11 protein-coding genes and 1 pseudogene are annotated in these 18,308 nt (G+C 33.6%); 10 read left to right on the top strand and 2 right to left on the bottom strand.

All coding sequences use genetic code 11. From position 1 onward, the window contains the following. The first annotated feature begins 49 nt into the window (after window positions 1-49). The 4 genes from ACQH2O_RS01295 to ACQH2O_RS01280 are packed head-to-tail and all read left to right on the top strand — an operon-like array spanning window position 50 to window position 3,795. Complete coding sequence (locus ACQH2O_RS01295; protein WP_264711401.1) at window positions 50-2,221, top strand: phage tail tape measure protein; 2,172 nt, start codon at window positions 50-52, stop codon at window positions 2,219-2,221. 3 nt (window positions 2,222-2,224) lie between these two features. After that, a complete protein-coding gene (locus ACQH2O_RS01290) occupies window positions 2,225-2,641 on the top strand; it encodes a phage tail protein (protein WP_191110947.1) in 417 nt (138 codons plus the stop codon). Window positions 2,642-2,651: 10 nt separating this feature from the next. Beyond that, window positions 2,652-2,825, top strand: a complete 174-nt coding sequence (locus tag ACQH2O_RS01285) for a tail protein X (protein WP_255586148.1) — start codon at window positions 2,652-2,654, stop codon at window positions 2,823-2,825. A 1-nt stretch (window position 2,826) separates the two neighbouring features. Next, the gene (locus tag ACQH2O_RS01280) at window positions 2,827-3,795 is read left to right on the top strand and encodes a phage late control D family protein (protein ID WP_191110948.1); all 969 of its coding nucleotides are present in this window, start codon (window positions 2,827-2,829) and stop codon (window positions 3,793-3,795) included. Here ACQH2O_RS01280 and ACQH2O_RS01275 read toward each other — a convergent pair. Further along, entirely contained in the window at window positions 3,772-4,308 is a 537-nt protein-coding gene (locus ACQH2O_RS01275) for an ankyrin repeat domain-containing protein (RefSeq protein WP_191110949.1), read from the bottom strand. The genes ACQH2O_RS01280 and ACQH2O_RS01275 overlap by 24 nt on opposite strands. A 124-nt stretch (window positions 4,309-4,432) precedes the next feature. Between ACQH2O_RS01275 and ACQH2O_RS01270 the strand changes: the two genes are divergently transcribed. Next, entirely contained in the window at window positions 4,433-4,651 is a 219-nt protein-coding gene (locus ACQH2O_RS01270) for a hypothetical protein (protein WP_264711399.1), read from the top strand. Window positions 4,652-4,655: 4 nt separating this feature from the next. Next, window positions 4,656-5,571: pseudogene (locus tag ACQH2O_RS01265) on the top strand (patatin-like phospholipase family protein). 201 nt (window positions 5,572-5,772) lie between these two features. On the opposite strand, the gene ACQH2O_RS01260 reads toward ACQH2O_RS01265, so the two are convergent. Then, a complete protein-coding gene (locus ACQH2O_RS01260; RefSeq protein WP_174516912.1) occupies window positions 5,773-5,925 on the bottom strand; it encodes a hypothetical protein in 153 nt (50 codons plus the stop codon). 517 nt (window positions 5,926-6,442) lie between these two features. Between ACQH2O_RS01260 and ACQH2O_RS01255 the strand changes: the two genes are divergently transcribed. From ACQH2O_RS01255 to ACQH2O_RS01240, 4 genes are all read left to right on the top strand, one after another. Continuing rightward, on the top strand, window positions 6,443-7,906 hold the full coding sequence (locus ACQH2O_RS01255) for an ankyrin repeat domain-containing protein (RefSeq protein ID WP_425385225.1): 1,464 nt from the start codon (window positions 6,443-6,445) through the stop codon (window positions 7,904-7,906). A 1-nt stretch (window position 7,907) separates the two neighbouring features. After that, window positions 7,908-9,044, top strand: a complete 1,137-nt coding sequence (locus ACQH2O_RS01250) for an ankyrin repeat domain-containing protein (protein ID WP_425385224.1) — start codon at window positions 7,908-7,910, stop codon at window positions 9,042-9,044. Between the two features lie 95 nt (window positions 9,045-9,139). Beyond that, complete coding sequence (locus ACQH2O_RS01245) at window positions 9,140-10,219, top strand: ankyrin repeat domain-containing protein (protein WP_174516910.1); 1,080 nt, start codon at window positions 9,140-9,142, stop codon at window positions 10,217-10,219. 372 nt (window positions 10,220-10,591) lie between these two features. Continuing rightward, the gene (locus tag ACQH2O_RS01240) at window positions 10,592-18,016 is read left to right on the top strand and encodes an ankyrin repeat domain-containing protein (RefSeq protein WP_425385223.1); all 7,425 of its coding nucleotides are present in this window, start codon (window positions 10,592-10,594) and stop codon (window positions 18,014-18,016) included. Window positions 18,017-18,308 lie beyond the last annotated feature (292 nt).

The raw sequence follows: 18,308 nt of genomic DNA, 5'->3' as shown, positions 1-18,308 counted from the left end.
ATATTGAAGAATTTATTACTTGGTTTGAAAGTAGCGGAAAATTATACAAATGAAGGCAATTTCTATAGTAATTGGAGCAACACTGCAAAGCAGTTTTAATAGTACGATAGCAGGTAGCACGAAGCAACTTTCTCGTATTGGTAGTACGATAAAACAACTTGAATCATCAAGTAAATCAGTATTCAAGTTTAAACAATTAAGCCACGATGCTCTGCTTGCTAGGCGTTCTTGGAATGAACTAGAAATAAAAACAAAATCTCTTGCTCAGCAGATAAAAAATACAGGAGCACCAAGTAAGAGCCTGCAAAACGAGTTTACAAGGTCTAAAACTGCAGCACTGAAAGCTAAAACAGCTTATTTACAAAAAAGAAGTGCTCTCCACCATTTACGCACGGAGTTCAGTAAAAGTGGTAGAGATATAAAATCTCTTATTGGAGATCAAGTTAAACTTGGCTCTTCTATTGAAAAGCTTAAAAATAACTATACAGCTTTAAATTCCGTAATGCAAAAACGTAAAGGAGTTTTAGCACAAAGAGCAAATTTCAAAGCTCAAATGATGGATGCTGTGGCACTTGGCCTCACCCTTGCAGCACCACTTAAGGCTGCAATTAGTTTTGAGAGTGCCATGGCTGATGTAAAGAAAGTTGTAAAGTTTGAAGATACAGATGTAAATGGCTTAACAAAGCTTGGGGAAACATTAAAGGAAATGTCACGAACAATTCCGCTATCTGCAGCAGAACTTGCGCAAATTACTGCAAGTGGTGGGCAGCTTGGTATTGAAGCTAAGGATCTTACGGTTTTCACAGACACTGTGGCCAAGATGGCAACTGCATTTGATATGTCAGCAGAAGAGGCAGGAGATGCTATTGCTAAGCTCTCTAATATTTACCAAATTAAAATTGGTGAAATGAAAAGCGTTGGTGATGCGATAAATCATATCTCTGATAACACTGCCGCAAAAGCTAAGGACATTGTTCCTGCACTAAACAGAATTGGTGGTACGGCAAGGCAATTTGGCTTAACTGTAGCGGAAGCAGGAGCTCTGGCAAGTAGCTTCATTAGTCTTGGCAAAACTCCTGAAAAAGCAGGTACGGCAATCAATGCAATGCTTAGCAAGCTGCAAACAGCAAGTAAACAGGGTGGAAACTTTCAAAAAGCTTTTCAGCAGCTAAAAATAAATGCTAAGGAATTTGAGAAAGCAATTGGCAAGAATGCACAAGGCACATTAGTTAAGTTTTTAGAAACAATTGCAAAACTAGATAAGCAAGAACGTTCTAGCGTTCTCTTTGATCTCTTTGGCCTTGAATATCAAGATGATATAGCACTACTTATTGGTAGTCTTGATGAATACAAAAAATCTTTACGATTAATAAACGGGGAATATAAGGGCTCAATGCAAAGGGAGTTTGAAAATAGAGCAAATACTACAGCAAACAACCTTCAGTTACTTAAAAACTCAATAGCAGAAGTAGGAATGAATCTTGGTTCTGTACTATTACCACCTTTAAATTTTACTGTTAATCTTCTGAGGTCAGCAACTACACAAGTAGCACTTTGTGCCAAGGAATATCCAGTACTGACTACAGTGATCATAAGTACGATTGCAACATTGATTAGTATTAAAATAGCAGCCATATCTCTTGGATATGCTTGGACTTTTGTAAAAGGTTCCTTATTTGCTCTTTTATCTACTTGGAAAATGTTTGGATCTGTTGTTACTTTGGTAAAAATAGGTCTTTCTGCAGTTTTTCCAGCAATAATTGCTGGATTTAAAGCATTGACAATTGCCGTAATGAGCAACCCTATGGGGCTGATTATTGGTGGTCTTGCTGTTGCTGCAACTTTGATAATTACCAAATGGCAAGTGGTAAAGAACTTTTTTGTTACTATCTGGGAATCGGTAAAAATTGTATGGAAATCTTTTTCTGATTGGGTAGGAAAGTTTTGGAATAATATTACTCAGCCTTTTAAAACAATCAATAATCTATGGAGCAAAAAAAATGAGGCTAAACTAGAAGTTAGATCTGTAAGTAATACTATAAGCGACGCCCTTAAGCACCCAATTGCAGCGCACAATAAGACTATAGAGAATAAAACACACAATAATCACTTTAATGTTAATATTCACCCAAGCTCTGGACAAGACGTACGTAGTATTGCTGATGAAGTAATGGAGCGAATTAGAGAGCAATTTAGTGGCGCACTTTATGATATAAATTAAATTATGCTGTCTCTTGGTCCATATAGATTTTCATTAACTGAGCGAGGTTTCACACGCAGGAATGAATATCGCTGGCCTGCACTTGAGCGTATTGGAGAAAAGCCATTACTTCAAAGTATTGGTCCTGGAGAGGACGTTATTGAGCTTGCGGGAGTAATCTATTCAGGAGGACTGGGGCAAATAAATAATATGCGAAATTTATCGAAACCTCTTTTACTCATTGATGGCCAAGGTAACATTTTAGGCCATTTTGTTATTGTGAAAATAGAAGAAACGCAGAGATATTTTTTTCCAAATGGTGAAGCAAGAAAGATTGAGTTTCACTTAAGTTTGAAGCACTATGATAACGTGTTGTCAGACGGATCACTAAATAATCCAGTTGATGATATACAACTTGATAATGATATATTACAAAACTAAGGAAAATGATATGTTAGATTTAATCTGCTGGAACTACTATGGATTCAGCTCAGGAGCAGTTGAGATTGTGTTAAGAGCTAATCCTGGGCTTTCAGAGTACGAACTTCTTCCTGCAGGATTAATCATTAAACTTCCTGTTATTCAAAAAGAGACACAAAAGCAAGTAGTAAAACTATGGGATTAAAATGACACCAGACTTTAGTATTTCAGTAGAGGGAATTTTAATCACTGAGTTGATAAAAAGTCGGTTAGTATCAATGCATATTACTGATGAAGCTGGAGTAATAAGTGATACTGCTGTAATTCATCTTGATGACCGTGATTCATTATTTGAAATTCCTAGAACTGGGGCAAAGCTAAATATTTTACTTGGGTATAAAGAAACTGGCATTGTGCCGATGGGAGATTACATAGTGAATGAAATTACGCTACAAGGCCCGCCACAAGGACTAAAAATCAAGAGTCATGCAGCGGATCTAAAAGAGTCATTAAAGGAACAAGTGTTTAATGAGTGGCATCAAATCACCTTAAATGATTTGGTAAAAAAGATTGCAGACAAACATGGCTATCAAGCTAAGGTTGCTGCAGAGTTTGCAAATATCATGATATCACATATTGATCAGACTGCAGAGAGCGATATGCATTTTTTAACCAGGCTTGCTCAAATTTATGGAGCAATAGCAAAACCTGCTGGAGGGTATTTACTGTTTGTTTCAAAAGGAAAAGCAAAGTCAGTTACCGGAAAAACTTTAAGCACTATTACTTTAACACCTAGAGATATTACAAATTGGAAAGTAAAATTTAATGAGCGTAATCAATATGGCTCGGTTATTGCTTACTGGTATGATTATGAAAAAGCAGAGACAATAACGGAAAAAGTAGGTGATCAAGAACCAAGCTATATTTTGCGAGATATTTATGCAAGTAGTGATTTGGCACAAAGTGCAGCATCTGCGAAGTTGAATCAGCTGATGAGTAATGCAGCAACACTCAATGTCACAATGCCAGGAAATCCTGAATTATTTGCTGAAGCAAAGATTAATCTTTCTGGATTTCGCAAAGGAGTTTATGGTAAATGGATAATAAATAGGGCTGAGCATGTAATTGATAACCTTGGCTATCGTACTATATTAACAGCAGTTATGGGAAAATAAATTGATAATTTCCTCATAAATATCTTTTTTTTCTTTATTATTGTTTAATTCCTCTACAGCAAGATCTAAAGGAGTTTTTTTATCTTTGTTTTTAGCAAGAGGATTTGCTCCATTTTTCAGTAGAAATTTAACAATTTCCAAGCGTCCTTCCTGTGCAGCATAGTGCAAAGCTGTCCAGCCAAAAGCATCAGTAGTGTTTACATTAATGCCTTCTTCAATTAGAAATTTTACAACTTCCAAACAGCCTCCGCTTGTAGCATAGTGTAATGATGTTGCACCAAAATGATGAGTAGCATTGATATCTACTACATTTTTTATTAAGGATCTTACAGTATCTAAATTACATTTTTCAGCTGCAGTAGATAATGTTTCCAGATCATTGCCACTTGCCTTACTTTTTATTGGCACATCTTTTGATAATTGGTCTGTACTAAAGTGCTGATACAGAACAATAACGCATATCATCGGTATTATTGAACTTGTTAACAATTTCCAAAAAAGGCTAGATTTCATGTTGATTATATTATTTACATCGCTTGTTTAGTGCAACTAATTAACTTTATTTTAGAAAAGATTTTTTGGACGTATTTTTGATGAATCTTGTATATGTATATATACAACTTTTCCTTTAAAAAAGATGACAAACACAGGAAAGATTCCTATGGCAGTAATTGCTACTATGGTGATACAAACAATAGCATTGATCTGGTGGCTAGCTAAGCTCGACTTAAGAGTGCATATGCATGATAAATTTATAGAGCAAAATCAAAGGACTACAGAAATCATCTATCGCCTTGAAGAAAGGGTCAAAAACCTTGCTGAGGAAGTTAATGAACTTGAGCAGAGACAAAAATAAAAAAGTGGCAAAGTATATTTTATCTGTTGATGGAGGTGGAATTAGAGGAATCATTCCTGCCATTATTCTAGCAGAAATTGAATCTAGAACAAGAAAGCCAATTTCCCAGATTTTTGACTTAATGGCAGGAACCTCAACCGGTGGGATTATTGTTGCTGGACTTTGTAAAAGCAATAAACCTCAATACTCTGCCAATGATTTAGTTGGACTTTACCAAGAGTATGGAGCTTATATCTTTCAATCATCATTTTGGAGAAAATCAATTGCTTCTTGGCTGAGTGGTTCTCAGTACTCGTATAGAAATATGGAATTTATTCTCAACAAATACTTTGGTGAAAGTACTATGGCCGATGTTGCAAGTAATCTACTGCTCACCAGTTATGACATTCACAATAGTTGTGAATTTTTCTTCAAAAGTTGGAAAGAAAAAAACATTAAGTTGAAAGATGCACTCAGAGCTACAACAGCTGCTCCAACGTACTTTACACCAAAACGTCTGAAAATTAGCCAAACAGAGAGAGTGTTGATAGATGGCGGAGTGTTTGCTAATAATCCAGCAGCTTGTGCATATGCAAGTGGCAAGAGATTATTTCCAAATGATGAGATTATACTGCTATCAATAGGCACTGGTGGAACAGATAGAAGTATAAAGTATGCTAACTCAAGGAAATTTGGCAAAATAGGGTGGATCAAGCCACTACTGAATGTGATGTTCGCTTCTGGATTGCGTTGATTATCAACTAGAACAAGTAATAGATGATAAATACATAAGAATACAATCGCAATTGAAAGTAGCATCGACTGAGATGGACAATATTACACTCAGAAATATCAAATTTCTTCAGCAAGAGGCAAGTAAAATGATAGAGGATAACCAGAAAGTGATAGACAAATTCTGCAAGCAAAATCGAAAACTATAACTGAGCTAGAAAAACAAAATAAGCGAGTTTCTAGTATCTACTTTAATAAATTTACTAAAATATTTTTTTAATATTATATATTGAATACAGAAGCACAAGAATTTCATCCAGTAATGCAGATAATTAATTATGTAATCACCTTTGTTGGTATTTTAATATATTGTGTAGAAATCAGTAAACTAATGTTGCTTTTAATTCAGGTTAAGTTTTGGAAGCATGATTTTCAAGTTCCTCAATAGATAAATCTGTTATTTTAGAAATAGCATTAACAGAAACGTCCAACATAAGTAGATTATTTGCAACCTTTATTGACTCTGCTTTGTAAATCAGGAATGTTGCACCAAATGTTGACATTAAACTTTATGATATGAGGTATCTTTGATGTTTTTACGCTACTAAATTCATGATATCCATCTCTTGGCGATTTAAGCCTATTTTTAGAGTATTTATAAAAAGACGATAAGACCCCTTCTACATCTAAAGCCTAAAATGCAATTCTCAGATGATCTCTGACAGACGTTTTTTTCATCAACACATTCAAAACAATAAAAAGATTGAATATTTCTTCACAATTGTGTATAATTATTAATGCTTTGGTGCACGTAACGATTATACTTTAAAAAGAATGTTGGCTACTGAGAAGAATGAAGACATCTTCATCAGAAAAAAAAGGGGCAAAAACAGAGAAAATTGATGTAACTACTTAAGGCAGGTGTCTCTATTGCAGCTGAGACAGCTGATCACTCATGATCAAATAAAAAAGTTATAAGCACACAGATTGGATCACAGTATCTTTTTTAAGAAGAAGATTTATCTTGCTTAAAAACTTGTAGATACTATATTTTACATAAATTCTTCATGCGAGGCCTTTATGTTTACTAATAGAATATCTAATAATCTGGATCAGCTGCAATTTTTTGTAGAGTTTTTAAATGAAAACTATGAAACTCAGAAACATCTTAGTCTTACGCCGCTACATTTAGCAGCAGGAAATGGTCAGTTGGATTTAGTCAACACTTTATTAGGAGAGGGTTTAGATATTAACTCAGAGATTAAGTACGATGCCTTTACGCCACTGTATTTTTCAATTGCAAAAAATCGCTTAGAGATGGTTAACTTTCTTATTACTCATGGAGCAGATGTAAACCATAAGACCATTCTAGGCTTTACACCTTTAAGTTTTGCATCCCAGCAAGGATATTTAGATATAGTCAACACCTTGATTGCAAATGGAGCAGATCTTAGTACTAAAACAGATAAACTTAATACACCTTTACACCTAGCAGCAGAGAATGGTCATCTAGATATAGTAAATGTTTTTATTGAAAAGGGATTAGATGTTAATGCTGTAAATAATGATCGAGCAAGACCTTTGCATTCTGCAGTACAAAATGGTAACCTCGAAGTAGTTAAAGCTCTTATTTCACAAGGGTCTAATATTAACGCTGGATCTTCAGGCATAGGTAATCATAAAGTTGATGCAAACATTACACCCTTACATCTGGGAACACAAACTGGTAGGTTAGATATAGTTAAAGTTCTGCTTGAAGCGGGAGCAAACGTTAATGCAAAAACAGATGATAAGATTACACCTCTACATTTAGCGTCTCAAAATGGCTTTTTAGAGTTAGTAGACATTTTACTAAAAGCAAAATCTAATGTTAATGCTAAGGATTATGAGAATCTTACACCTCTACATTTAGCAGCAGAACGTAATCACTTTGGAGTAGTTAAGTCTCTTCTTCTCGTAAGGGGAATTGATGTTAATGCTAAGGACCACGATAATTCCACAGCTTTACATATAGGATCTCAGAATGGTCACTTAGAAGTAGTGAAGCTACTAATAGAGAAAAAAGCCAATGTTAATGCTAAAAAAAACGAAGGTTTTACACCTTTGCATCTAGCAATTCAGCAAAGTCATTTCGAGGTGAGTGATTTTTTAATTAAAAATGGAGCAAACATTAACACCGTGGATGATCAGAATTGGACTCCTTTACATAATGCAGCATATAATGGTTTTTCTTTAAAAATAGTAGAGAGCTTAATTGCAAAAGGAGCAAATATAAATGCAAAGATGGATGATGGTAGAAGAGCTCTACATTTGGCAGCAGAACATAATCGCTTGGAAATAATGAATTTCTTGATTGAAAATGGAGCAGATATTAATGCTCTAGATAACAGAAGTTGGACTCCTCTACATTGTGCAGCATATGATGGTAATTTAGAAGTTGCTAAATCTTTGCTTGATAAAGGAGTAGACATTAATGCTAAAACAGTTAAAAGTACTACACCTCTACACTTTGCAGTAGACCATGATCATTTAGAGGTGGGTTGAATTGCTCTTAGAAAAGGAAGCAGATATTAATGCTTTAGATCACACAAATTGGACTCCTTTACATTTTGCAGCAGAAAAAGGTTATGATCAGATAGCAACCGTTCTATTGAAACATGGTGCTGATGTAAATGTAAAAGAAAATCAAAATAAAGGCACAGCCCTACATCTTGCAGCTCAATATGGTCATCCTAAGGTAGTTAAAACTCTTATTATAAATGGAGCGGATGTTAATGCAAAAATGGATAAAAATGCTACGCCTTTACACTTAGGGGCACAAATTGGTAATTTAGATATAGTTAGGTCTCTACTTATGAGCGGAGCATACTTTAATGCTAGAGCTGAAGGAGGTAGATATGTTTTACCATTACACTTTGCAGAAAGAAGAGGAAACCCAGAAGTTATAAAATTACTAAAATTGACTGAGAAGTTATTTAAGGCTATAGAAGATAATAATTATTTAGGAATTGAGAGTTCCATTAGAGATGGAGCAATAATTGATTCGAAAAACGTGGATGGAAGAACGCCATTACATTATGCTGTTAATAATGGGCACATAAAAGTTGTAAATATCTTGCTAGCAAATGGAGCTGATGCTACTAAAGTTACTAACAAAGGTAATACACCATTACACACTGCTGCTTCCAAAGGTCATAAAGAAATTATTGAAGCTTTGTTACAACGTGTAAGCCACAATAAATTGAGTGATTTTATTAATGCTAAAACAATAGTTAAAGGCACTACATCGTTGCATGTTGCTACTGAAAATAGCTTTTTCGAAGCTGTAAAATCTTTGTTGAAACATGGTGCAATTTATAACATCAAGAATAAAGAAGGTAAAACACCACTTGATCTTTCTCGAGACCAGAATATTACTAACCTATTGAAATTAGTAGAAGAGCTATTTGAAAATGCAAAAAATGGTAATGTTGAAATTATCAGTAAGCTGAGAGCAATAAAACCCGATGAGCGCGTAGCTGTAACAAATGCTCGTGATGATCAAGGCAAGTCATTAGTCCAGGTTGCAGTAATCAATAAACACTCAAACCTTGCAAGTAGATTATTAGAAATATTAAAAAGTCCAGATCAGAGTTTACAAGATGTCAGCGTAGAAAATCGAGTAAAGAGTTTAAAGTTATAGCTCTCTTAAATGAAACTCTAATGAGGGTGCCAAGATCTAGAAAATATACAAAAATTTTGTTACAAAATAGTGAAATTTAGGAGGATTTTAAAAATATGCTAAATAATAATATTAACAAAGAATTAGAAAAAGCAGTCTATGAACGAAACTTAGAAAAAGTTAAAGCTCTTTTGTCTGCAGGTGCTAATGCTAACCTTAGAGTAGAAAGGAATAGAGATACGTTACTTCATACTACTAGTAGTGTAGAAATTACTAAAGAGCTTTTGTTAGGTGGTGCCGAAGTCAATTCAAGAAACATGTATAGTGAAACTCCACTACATTCTGCTATAACACTGGGGAAGGAATTAGAATTAGTTAGAGAACTTCTGAAACATGGTGCTGATGTAAATGCAACAAACCGTAAAGGCAATACTGCACTGAACCATGCTGTAAAAAAAAGTGGTAAAAATCTGGAAGTAGTTAAAGAACTATTAGAATATGGAGCTGATATTAATATAAGAAATCGTGAACGACGGCTTTATGATAATTGTTCCACATCTTTAGATAACGCTGTAAGTGATCTAGCATGCGCTAAATTGTTGATTAAATTTACTTTAGTAAGGAACTTCAATAAGGATTACGGAAAAATTATTGACTTATCTCCTTATAAAGGATGCAGTAATTACAGTAAATTATCAAGTTATCTAGATGACTGTGTTTGTGAAATTCTTCAAATGAAAACAGATGAAATAAAAGATAGCCTTCCACTATATGAATTTGTTACAAATAATTTCAACATACATGTACTATATAATAATCAATTATCTGTAAGACTAGCAAAAATTGATTATTCCATACGCTATCCTATATATAATGATATCATATTAGATAAGGTAAAACCTTTTTTAGAAAGAGCAGATTTGTTAAATAAGTTAAGTAAGATACAATTTTATACTAAATTAGATGTGGCAGATCAAGATGCCAAAGAAAAGAAAATTATTCTGGATCATGATTCTACATATAATATAACTGAATATCTATCTAATGATAACTTGTTAAACTTTATAGTAGCGTTTGATGATTCCAATAAACGTACTTTTCAATCTTTAAGTTCCTTAAATAATCTCGTAGAGCCTGGTACAAGACTTTATGAAACTTCTATAAGTAATGATACCAAACGTGCAAGATTAGAATAAATACATTTTTTGTCAGTACTAGAGTTTTTTATGAACAACAATTAGTCGTATGGTTCCAGAGAGGTGATACATAAGAGATTGCTATAATGCCAAAACACTAAACTTAGTGCTTTTTTATGTAAGTTGATCATCATTTCTCTTTGTTGTTTTCAAACGGGTTATTATTAGTAGGTGTTACTAAAAATTTAAACAACCAACACATTTCCCACACCCAAAATCAAATGTTGTGAAGGCTTTTCGTCCTGAAATTGCAGGATTAGTAGATATTCTCTCAAAAATATTTTATTAACAAAAGATGCTATTTTAAATTTTGCCATATTAAGTAAACTTTGCTATTCTAATACTGGTGTAAATATATCTCAGAGAGGGTTTATGCATGTACCTAAACAACAAACCAGTTTTTATCAAGAAGATAAACAGTTTTTATCACGTTCTTACACATCAAAAGAGGAGTTTATTAGAGAATATAAAAAGCTCTACCGCAGAAAAGCAAAAGCTGAAGAACTTTATCTCCTGGTTTTAACTGAACTCGAAGAGGCAATATCAGATGGTAATGTCGACAGCTTAAAAAAATTAAGCAATTTTATTGATTACATAACTGATGCAGAAGATCAAGTAACTTTGAGAGACTATTATGATAATGCTAACAATCCTGTTAAGAGTACTAACTTAGTTATCTTAGCTTGTAAACACAATAAGGTAAAGATTTTAGAATACCTACTTGGCAATAATAGTAAAATTCTCAGTAATTTATCTGTTGGCATCAGAGAAACTACTATATTACCAGATGATGAGGATGAAACATGCCATAATGCGTTTTATTATGCTATACGTTCAGGTAATGTTGAACTTCTTGATACACTCATTAATAAATGGCCAGGTAATTATTTTGCTGTTCATTTCAGGGAATTAGATGAAATTCTTTCACGAGCTTATGAGGAATTAAAACTAAAGAACGTATTCTTGTCAGAAGAGATAGAAATTTTTGTTGAAAATAAGTTGATAAACCTCCGTTTTTTCTCTAGTGCTTCTGGACAAGATCAGAATGTGAAGAGTTATCTTAATAACATAAGAGAGCGGATTGAGTTAGTACTTCAAAATATTAGCCTGTTAAAGGCAGAGTATTCAAACACAGAAAAAGTAGATGAAAAGTTTTTATTCATAGCAAAATTTATTGCACAAAATATTCATATATTAAAGCGGCAGTTGAAATCAACCTACGATAGACTACCTTGGGAAGAAATGGAATTTTGTTTGATCAGTTTTGTTTCTTCTCACATAAAACGACAGGAAATGAATCTATTCTATAATGCCACATTGAATAAAAGTAAAATACTAGACCACTTGGAAAATTTTGCAAAGAAACTTAAAGAAGAAAAAGATATTATAGAAGGTGTGGACATTGGTAAATTTGCTGATCTCCCGAAGTTAAAACGTGAGAGGGTTGTTGCAGAGATCGTTAGCAATTATCCTCAATTTGGAGAGTTGTATAGCGATTATCAACAAATTAGGGATATTCATTCTTTAGAGAAAATAAGTGATTATATAAAGTTGGCATTATCAGCTAATCCTAAAGAAAGGGAAGGACAGTTAATTATTACAAGGGTTTTACAGGTTATTGGTGAATATTTAAAAAACACTCTAGAATCTCCCAAGTTATCTAGCACTACAAGCGAGCTTCTTCTACTATCATTACCAAAGAACACAAGAGAAGTCATTATAGATTTACGTAACTCACTATCACATGCTTACTCGCTCTCTAAAAGAACAGAGATTGAGGAAAATACAGATGTTAACTTTTTTATTGGTGTTCAAAATGATACTAAAAGAATCGATAATGTAATTACTGATATTCTTTACAATAACAAGATTAAAATAGTCATAATATTGCTAAAGAAAATTACCAGAGGTGAAAACTTAGACGAGATAAAAGAAGTTGCTGGAATATTTAGTAACGTTGAATTAGATGAAATGATTACAGAGAGTTTTAAAGTGATGGAACATGATAAGCTTGAAAAACTCATAAAAGAATTAAGCAATAATATAACTGAAAAGACGAATTATGAAAAGGAGCTGTTTAATAAAATTGATAACATAATCAATTTTGCAAAAACTAAATCAAAAAATATCAGAACTGATTATGTTACGGCGTTTATATCATTAAAGAGCTTAGATGTTGGTTTGAATGACAATAAGATTGACCATAATGTTATTAGAGGAATAAAATTCTTTGCTAATAAAACACTAGAGAATATTCCTTCCCAAATAGAGTCTCACAATCTTAAAGAAATAGCCGAACTATCAATGAAAATTTCTCATAGTGTTAGGTCAAGAATACAGGATGACAACCTTGATAAAGTAAATAGATTAACTTGTGAGATTTTTTACATTGCTGAACTTGGAACAGGTGACCTTAAATGGATTGAGGAATTAAGAAACAAGTTGAATGAGAAAGGTTCGTTTATTCCTATACATAAACAAAGGAAGGCTTACAACATAACAGAAGAAAAATACAATAACCAGCTTGAACTGAAGTTATCTGAACTGAAAAGTATTTTGAGGAATAACGCATTAAGTGGCAAGTTAACTGAAAAGCTTCCTTCCTACAAGAGGAATAAAAAGTTGCAAGCAGTAGTAGAAATGCTTGTTCTGGATATAATGTCAATTTTAGGTAGATCAGAGAAGCATCTAGAAAACAATCTACTTTTTTTAGATGATAACACTCCTTTATTAACTGGAAAATGTTTGCGTAATCATTTAGCACACGATAATACCTTAGTTGATGTATTGTTATCTGATCCCTCAATAGCAGTTATCTTGAACGCTAAAAAACTTATTTCAGAAAATGTAATAAAAAGTAAGAAGAAAATTGGCAAGTCGGTAAGAGATGATCCTTCCAAGCTGAAAGATAAATACGATCAAAACCTTATCACTATTACTAATCAGGAAAAAATGTTTGCTGCGTTGGAAGAAGGAAATCTTGAAGACTTAAAGAGTTATCTCAAAAAAGGAGCAGACATCAATGCTAGAAGTATTAACTCATGGACTACATTACATTTTGCTGCTAAGGGACCTAGTCTTGAAATTATAAAATTTGTTCTTAATCAAAATTTAGACGTTAATGTTAAAGATATTAATGGTCAAAGCCCACTACATATTGCTGCTGCATATGGAAGGAAAAATATTGTGGAATTTTTTATAGGAAAAACAGGTGTATATGTTGATGATCTAGATAATAGTGGCAAAACATCACTACATATTGCAGCTAAAAATGGTCACAAAGATGCTGTTGAAATTCTACTAAAAAATAATGCTAATACTAATACCAAAGATATAGCTGGTTTTTCACCTTTACACTATGCAATAAAAAACAATCATATTGATGTTGCTAAGATTATGCTAGAAAAAGAAGCGAATGTTGACATCAACGAAACTATGGGTGGCTTTACTTCACTACATATAGCTGCAGAAAGTGGTTATCTAGGGCTAGTTAATTTTTTACTGAAAAATGAGGCAAATGTTAATGCAAGAAACGATAAGGAGGGAATACCATTACATACAGCAGCACTAAATGGCCACCTAGAAGTAGTGAATGCTTTAATTCTCAAAGGAGCCGATGTTAACTCCAGAGTTATAGATGGTTGTACACCATTACACTATGCAATAGAAAACGGTCATGAAAAGATAGCTAATATTTTATTGAAGCATGGAGCTAATGTTAATGTTGTTGACAAAACCTATAATAACACACCTTTGCACTACGCAGCAAAAGATGGACATGAGAAAATTGTTAAGGCTTTACTGACAAATAAGGCAAATGCTAGTATTGCCACTGTGGAAGGTATAACCCCACTACATTTTGCAGTGCAGAGTGGCCACTTGAAGATAGTTGTTGCTCTTCTCGAGCATGGGGTTAACATTCGCGCTAAAGATAAAAATAATGCTACGCCATTACACTATGCAGCAGAGAGTGGTCATAAGGCAGTTGCTGAGCTTTTAATAAAAAATGGAGTAGAAATCAATGATAAAGCCAATAATAATCTAACACCATTACATGTAGCTGCTCTGAAAGGTCACAAAGATATTATTGAACTCCTAATAAGAAATAAAGCTGAAGTTAGAGCTCAAGACATTAAGGGTAGTACACCATTACATGCAGCTGCGATGAATGGTAGCAAAGATATTATTGATCTTCTAATAAAAAATAAAGCTGAAGTTGATGCTAGAACTAATGATGGCATGACGCCATTGCATGTAGCTGCTCTAAGTGGACATAAAGACGCTATTGCTTTTCTAATCAAAAGTAAAGCTGAAGTCAATACTAGTGCTAATTATGGTCTTACACCTTTACATGCAGCTATTGTAGGGGGTCACAAAGATATTGTGAACCTTTTAATAAAAAATGAAGCCAAAGTTAATATGGAAGGTATTGCAGGTAGTACACCATTACATGTAGCTGTGGAGGAAGGTTATAAAGAAATCGTTGGAATTTTGGTAGCAAATAGAGCCAATGTTAATGTTAAGAGTAACAACCTAACACCATTGCTTTCTGCTATTAAGCATAATCATAAGGAAATCGTTGAAGTTCTTGTAGAAAATGGAGCTAGTGTTAATGCAGAAGGTGGTGAACCTTTATCATTAGCAGTGCTCGCTGGTTATAGGGATATTGTAGAGATTTTGCTAAAAAACAAGGCCCGTACTAATATGAAAGGTCCTGAAGATGCTACACTATTACATTTGGCTGCTAAAAGAGGCCACAAGGAAATAGTAAATGCTCTGATAGCAAGGGGAGCCAATGTTGATGCTATGACTATTAATAGTACAACACCATTATATCTTGCGGCACAAGAAGGCCATGAAGAAGTTGCTGAAATTTTGATAGCAAACAAGGCTAACGTTAACTTTGTAAATGTTGAAGGTGCTCCACTACATATAGCTGCAGGACACGGTCATGTTAATGTTATTGAAGTCCTATTAAGTAATGGAGCAAAAGTTAATGTTAAGGACAATAAGAGCAGAACACCTTTAGAATTAGCAGTTGCACATGGTCATTTGCAAGTGGTTAAAATGTTACTGCAGTATAAAAAAGTAGATATGAATGCTAAAGGCAATGATGATTGGACTATACTGCACATTGCTTCACAGGAAAGTAACTTGGAAATGGTAAAATGTCTAGTAGATGAAGGGTCTAATATTAATGCTAAAAATGCCTCTGGATCAAAGCCTATACACATTGCAGCTAGAGAAGGTTATAAAGATACCGTAGAGTTTTTCCTTAGCAAGGGGTTGAGTATTAATGAGCTTGGTACAGCTAACCAGACATTACTACACTATGCTGCAATGAAAGGTCGGTTAGAAGTTGTAAAGTATTTGATAGCACAAGGTGCTGACGTTAATGCTAAAGATACTAATGGCTTAACCCCTATGCATATTGCTGCTAATTTTGGTTATAAAGACGTTATTGAAGTTTTATTAAAAAATGGTGCAGTTTATAACGCTGTTGACAAGCTTTGTAGAAGACCATTAGAAATGACTAACGATAAAGACGTTATCAATCTATTAGCATCAACTGAGAAATTATTTGAGGCTGTAAAACGTAATAGCTCTTCAGAGGTTGAGAATTACATTAAAGCAGGAGCGTTTGTTAATGCCAAAAATGCTGATAGTGTAACACCATTATATTATGCTGCATGGAAGGGCTATGATGGAGTTGTCAATATTCTATTACAAAATAAAGCTAATCCTAATGTGGTTGGTAACAAGGGGTTTACTCCTCTGCATTATGCTGCTAAGTTCTCTCACTTAAAAGTTGTAAAGGCCCTATTATCTAATGGTGCAGTATACAATGCTGTCTCTGACAGTGGGAAAACACCATCAGATTTTACTGTGGATAAAAGTATAACTAGCTTATTTAAACTAGTCAGTGAATCATTTAAAAAGGTTAAAGATGGTAATGCTCAAGTTATTAATGACCTAAATAAGATAAAGGATATTGATACAGTAAAAGCAGTGATGAGTGCTCGTAATAGAGAGAACAAAACGTTAGTAGTTGCTGCAGTACATAGTAACTTTTCAAAAGTCGAGCAGTTGAAGCAGATATCGCAAAGTGACGTATCCGCTCAGATTGATACAGCTTTAGTGCTCTTGAATCAAGGCAATTACCAAAAAGCCTTAAGTATTTTCAGAAGCGCATTTGAAAGAAGAAAAGAAATACTAGGACCAGACAATCCTGGTACTTTAGATATTCAGACATATATAGCCAAAGTGCTATATAAGCAAGGAATTTACCAAGAAGCTTTAAATATGCTTAAAGAGATTTTTCAGAAACAAAAAGAAATGCTGGGTTTAAACGATAAGGATACTTTAAGTACAAGAAGTACAATCGCTTTAGTGCTGCATAGACAGGGGAAAGATGAAGAAGCTTTTAATATTTATCAAGAAGTCTATCAGAGACAAAAGGAAATACTAGGGTCAAATCATTCAGATACCTTAAATACTCAGTTTCACATGGCATTAGTATTAGATAAACAGGGAAAATATGAAGAAGCGTTAAATATCAATAGGGCAGTTTTTGAAAAGAGGAAAGAAACACTAGGTACACATGATCTAGCCACTGTGAGTGCCAAAAATAATATAGCAATGGTACTAGCTAACCAAGGTAAATACGAAGAGTCCTTAAAAATCTATAAAGAGGTTTTTGAAAAGAAGAAAATAATTTTAGGTATTAATCATGCTGATACCTTGAGAACGTTACATAACATTGCTGGGGTACTCTTCAATCAAAATAAATATCATGAAGCCTTGAAAGCTTTTCAAGAGGTTTTAAATATCCAGAAAAAAGCTTTACAACAAAATCACCCAGAAACCTTGAATACTCAATACAACATAGCAAATGTACTTTTTGCTCAAGGGAAATGGATCAGCGCACTTAAAGTCTACAGAGAAAGTTTAGATCAAAGAAAAGCTGTTTTTGGACCAAGTCATCCGAGTGTTTTAGATATTTTAAAAAAGATAGAGATGATTAATTTTAGATTTAAGCTTGAGGGTAGCGAAGCATCAGAGGTTCTCCAGCATCTGCAGAAAGATATCAACATTGCTGCTAGTAAAGGTGATATACGAACTGTTCAGCGTCTGTTAAAAGATGGAGCTTATGCCAACGATAAAGATATTGATGGAAGAACACCGTTGCATTACGCTGTTAGCAATGGACACATAGATATTGTAAACATCTTACTAACAAATGGAGCTAATGTTAGTCAAGTTACTAATAAAGGTAATACACCATTACACACTGCTACTTCCAAATGTTACAAAGAAATTGTTGAGGTTCTGTTACAACATATCAGTCGTGATAAATTAAATGACTTTGTTAATGCTAAAACTACTTCTAGTGGTACTACATCACTTCATGTTGCAGCTAAAGGTGGCTCCTTGGAAGTTGTAAAATCTTTATTAAAACATGGTGCAATTTATAACATTGAGAACAAAGAAGGTAAAATACCTATTGATCTTTCTAAGGACCAAAAAGTTACTAACCTACTGAAATTAATTGAAGAATTGTTTGGAGATGCAAAAAAAGGTAATGTTGAAATTATCAGCAAGCTTAAAGCAGTAAAACCTGATGAGTTTATAGCTGTAACAAATGCTCGTAATAATCAAGGGAATACATTATTGCAAGTTGCTATAGCCAATAAACATAAGAATATTGCAACTAAATTGTTAAAAATGCTGAAGGAGCCAGATCAAAATTTACAAGACGTCAATATAGAAAGTGGAGTTAAAAGTTTGAAACTTTGAATAATACTATTGAAATATTTATATATAACCTAAGTTAATATTATACTTAAATCAGTTACAATATCTGAGTTTCAGCAAGCCATAGAGTCAAATTAAGGAAAGTAGATATAGAAAAAAGTACAAATTTTTGGTACATGGGCTACTTTATACTCCACATCACAGCTACAAGTTTACCATTTTATTCTATTAGACATATTTATTGCGTTAAAGGAGAGTATATGTAAACACCTGGATTTATTACAGAAACTAAAACACTGCAAGATAGTAAAAATATTATGTTTAAACTAGTTTG

The organism is Wolbachia endosymbiont (group B) of Schoenobius gigantella, assembly GCF_964031005.1.
GTDB classification, from domain to species: Bacteria; Pseudomonadota; Alphaproteobacteria; order Rickettsiales; family Anaplasmataceae; genus Wolbachia; species Wolbachia pipientis.
This window is presented reverse-complemented; position numbering and strand designations above follow the sequence as displayed.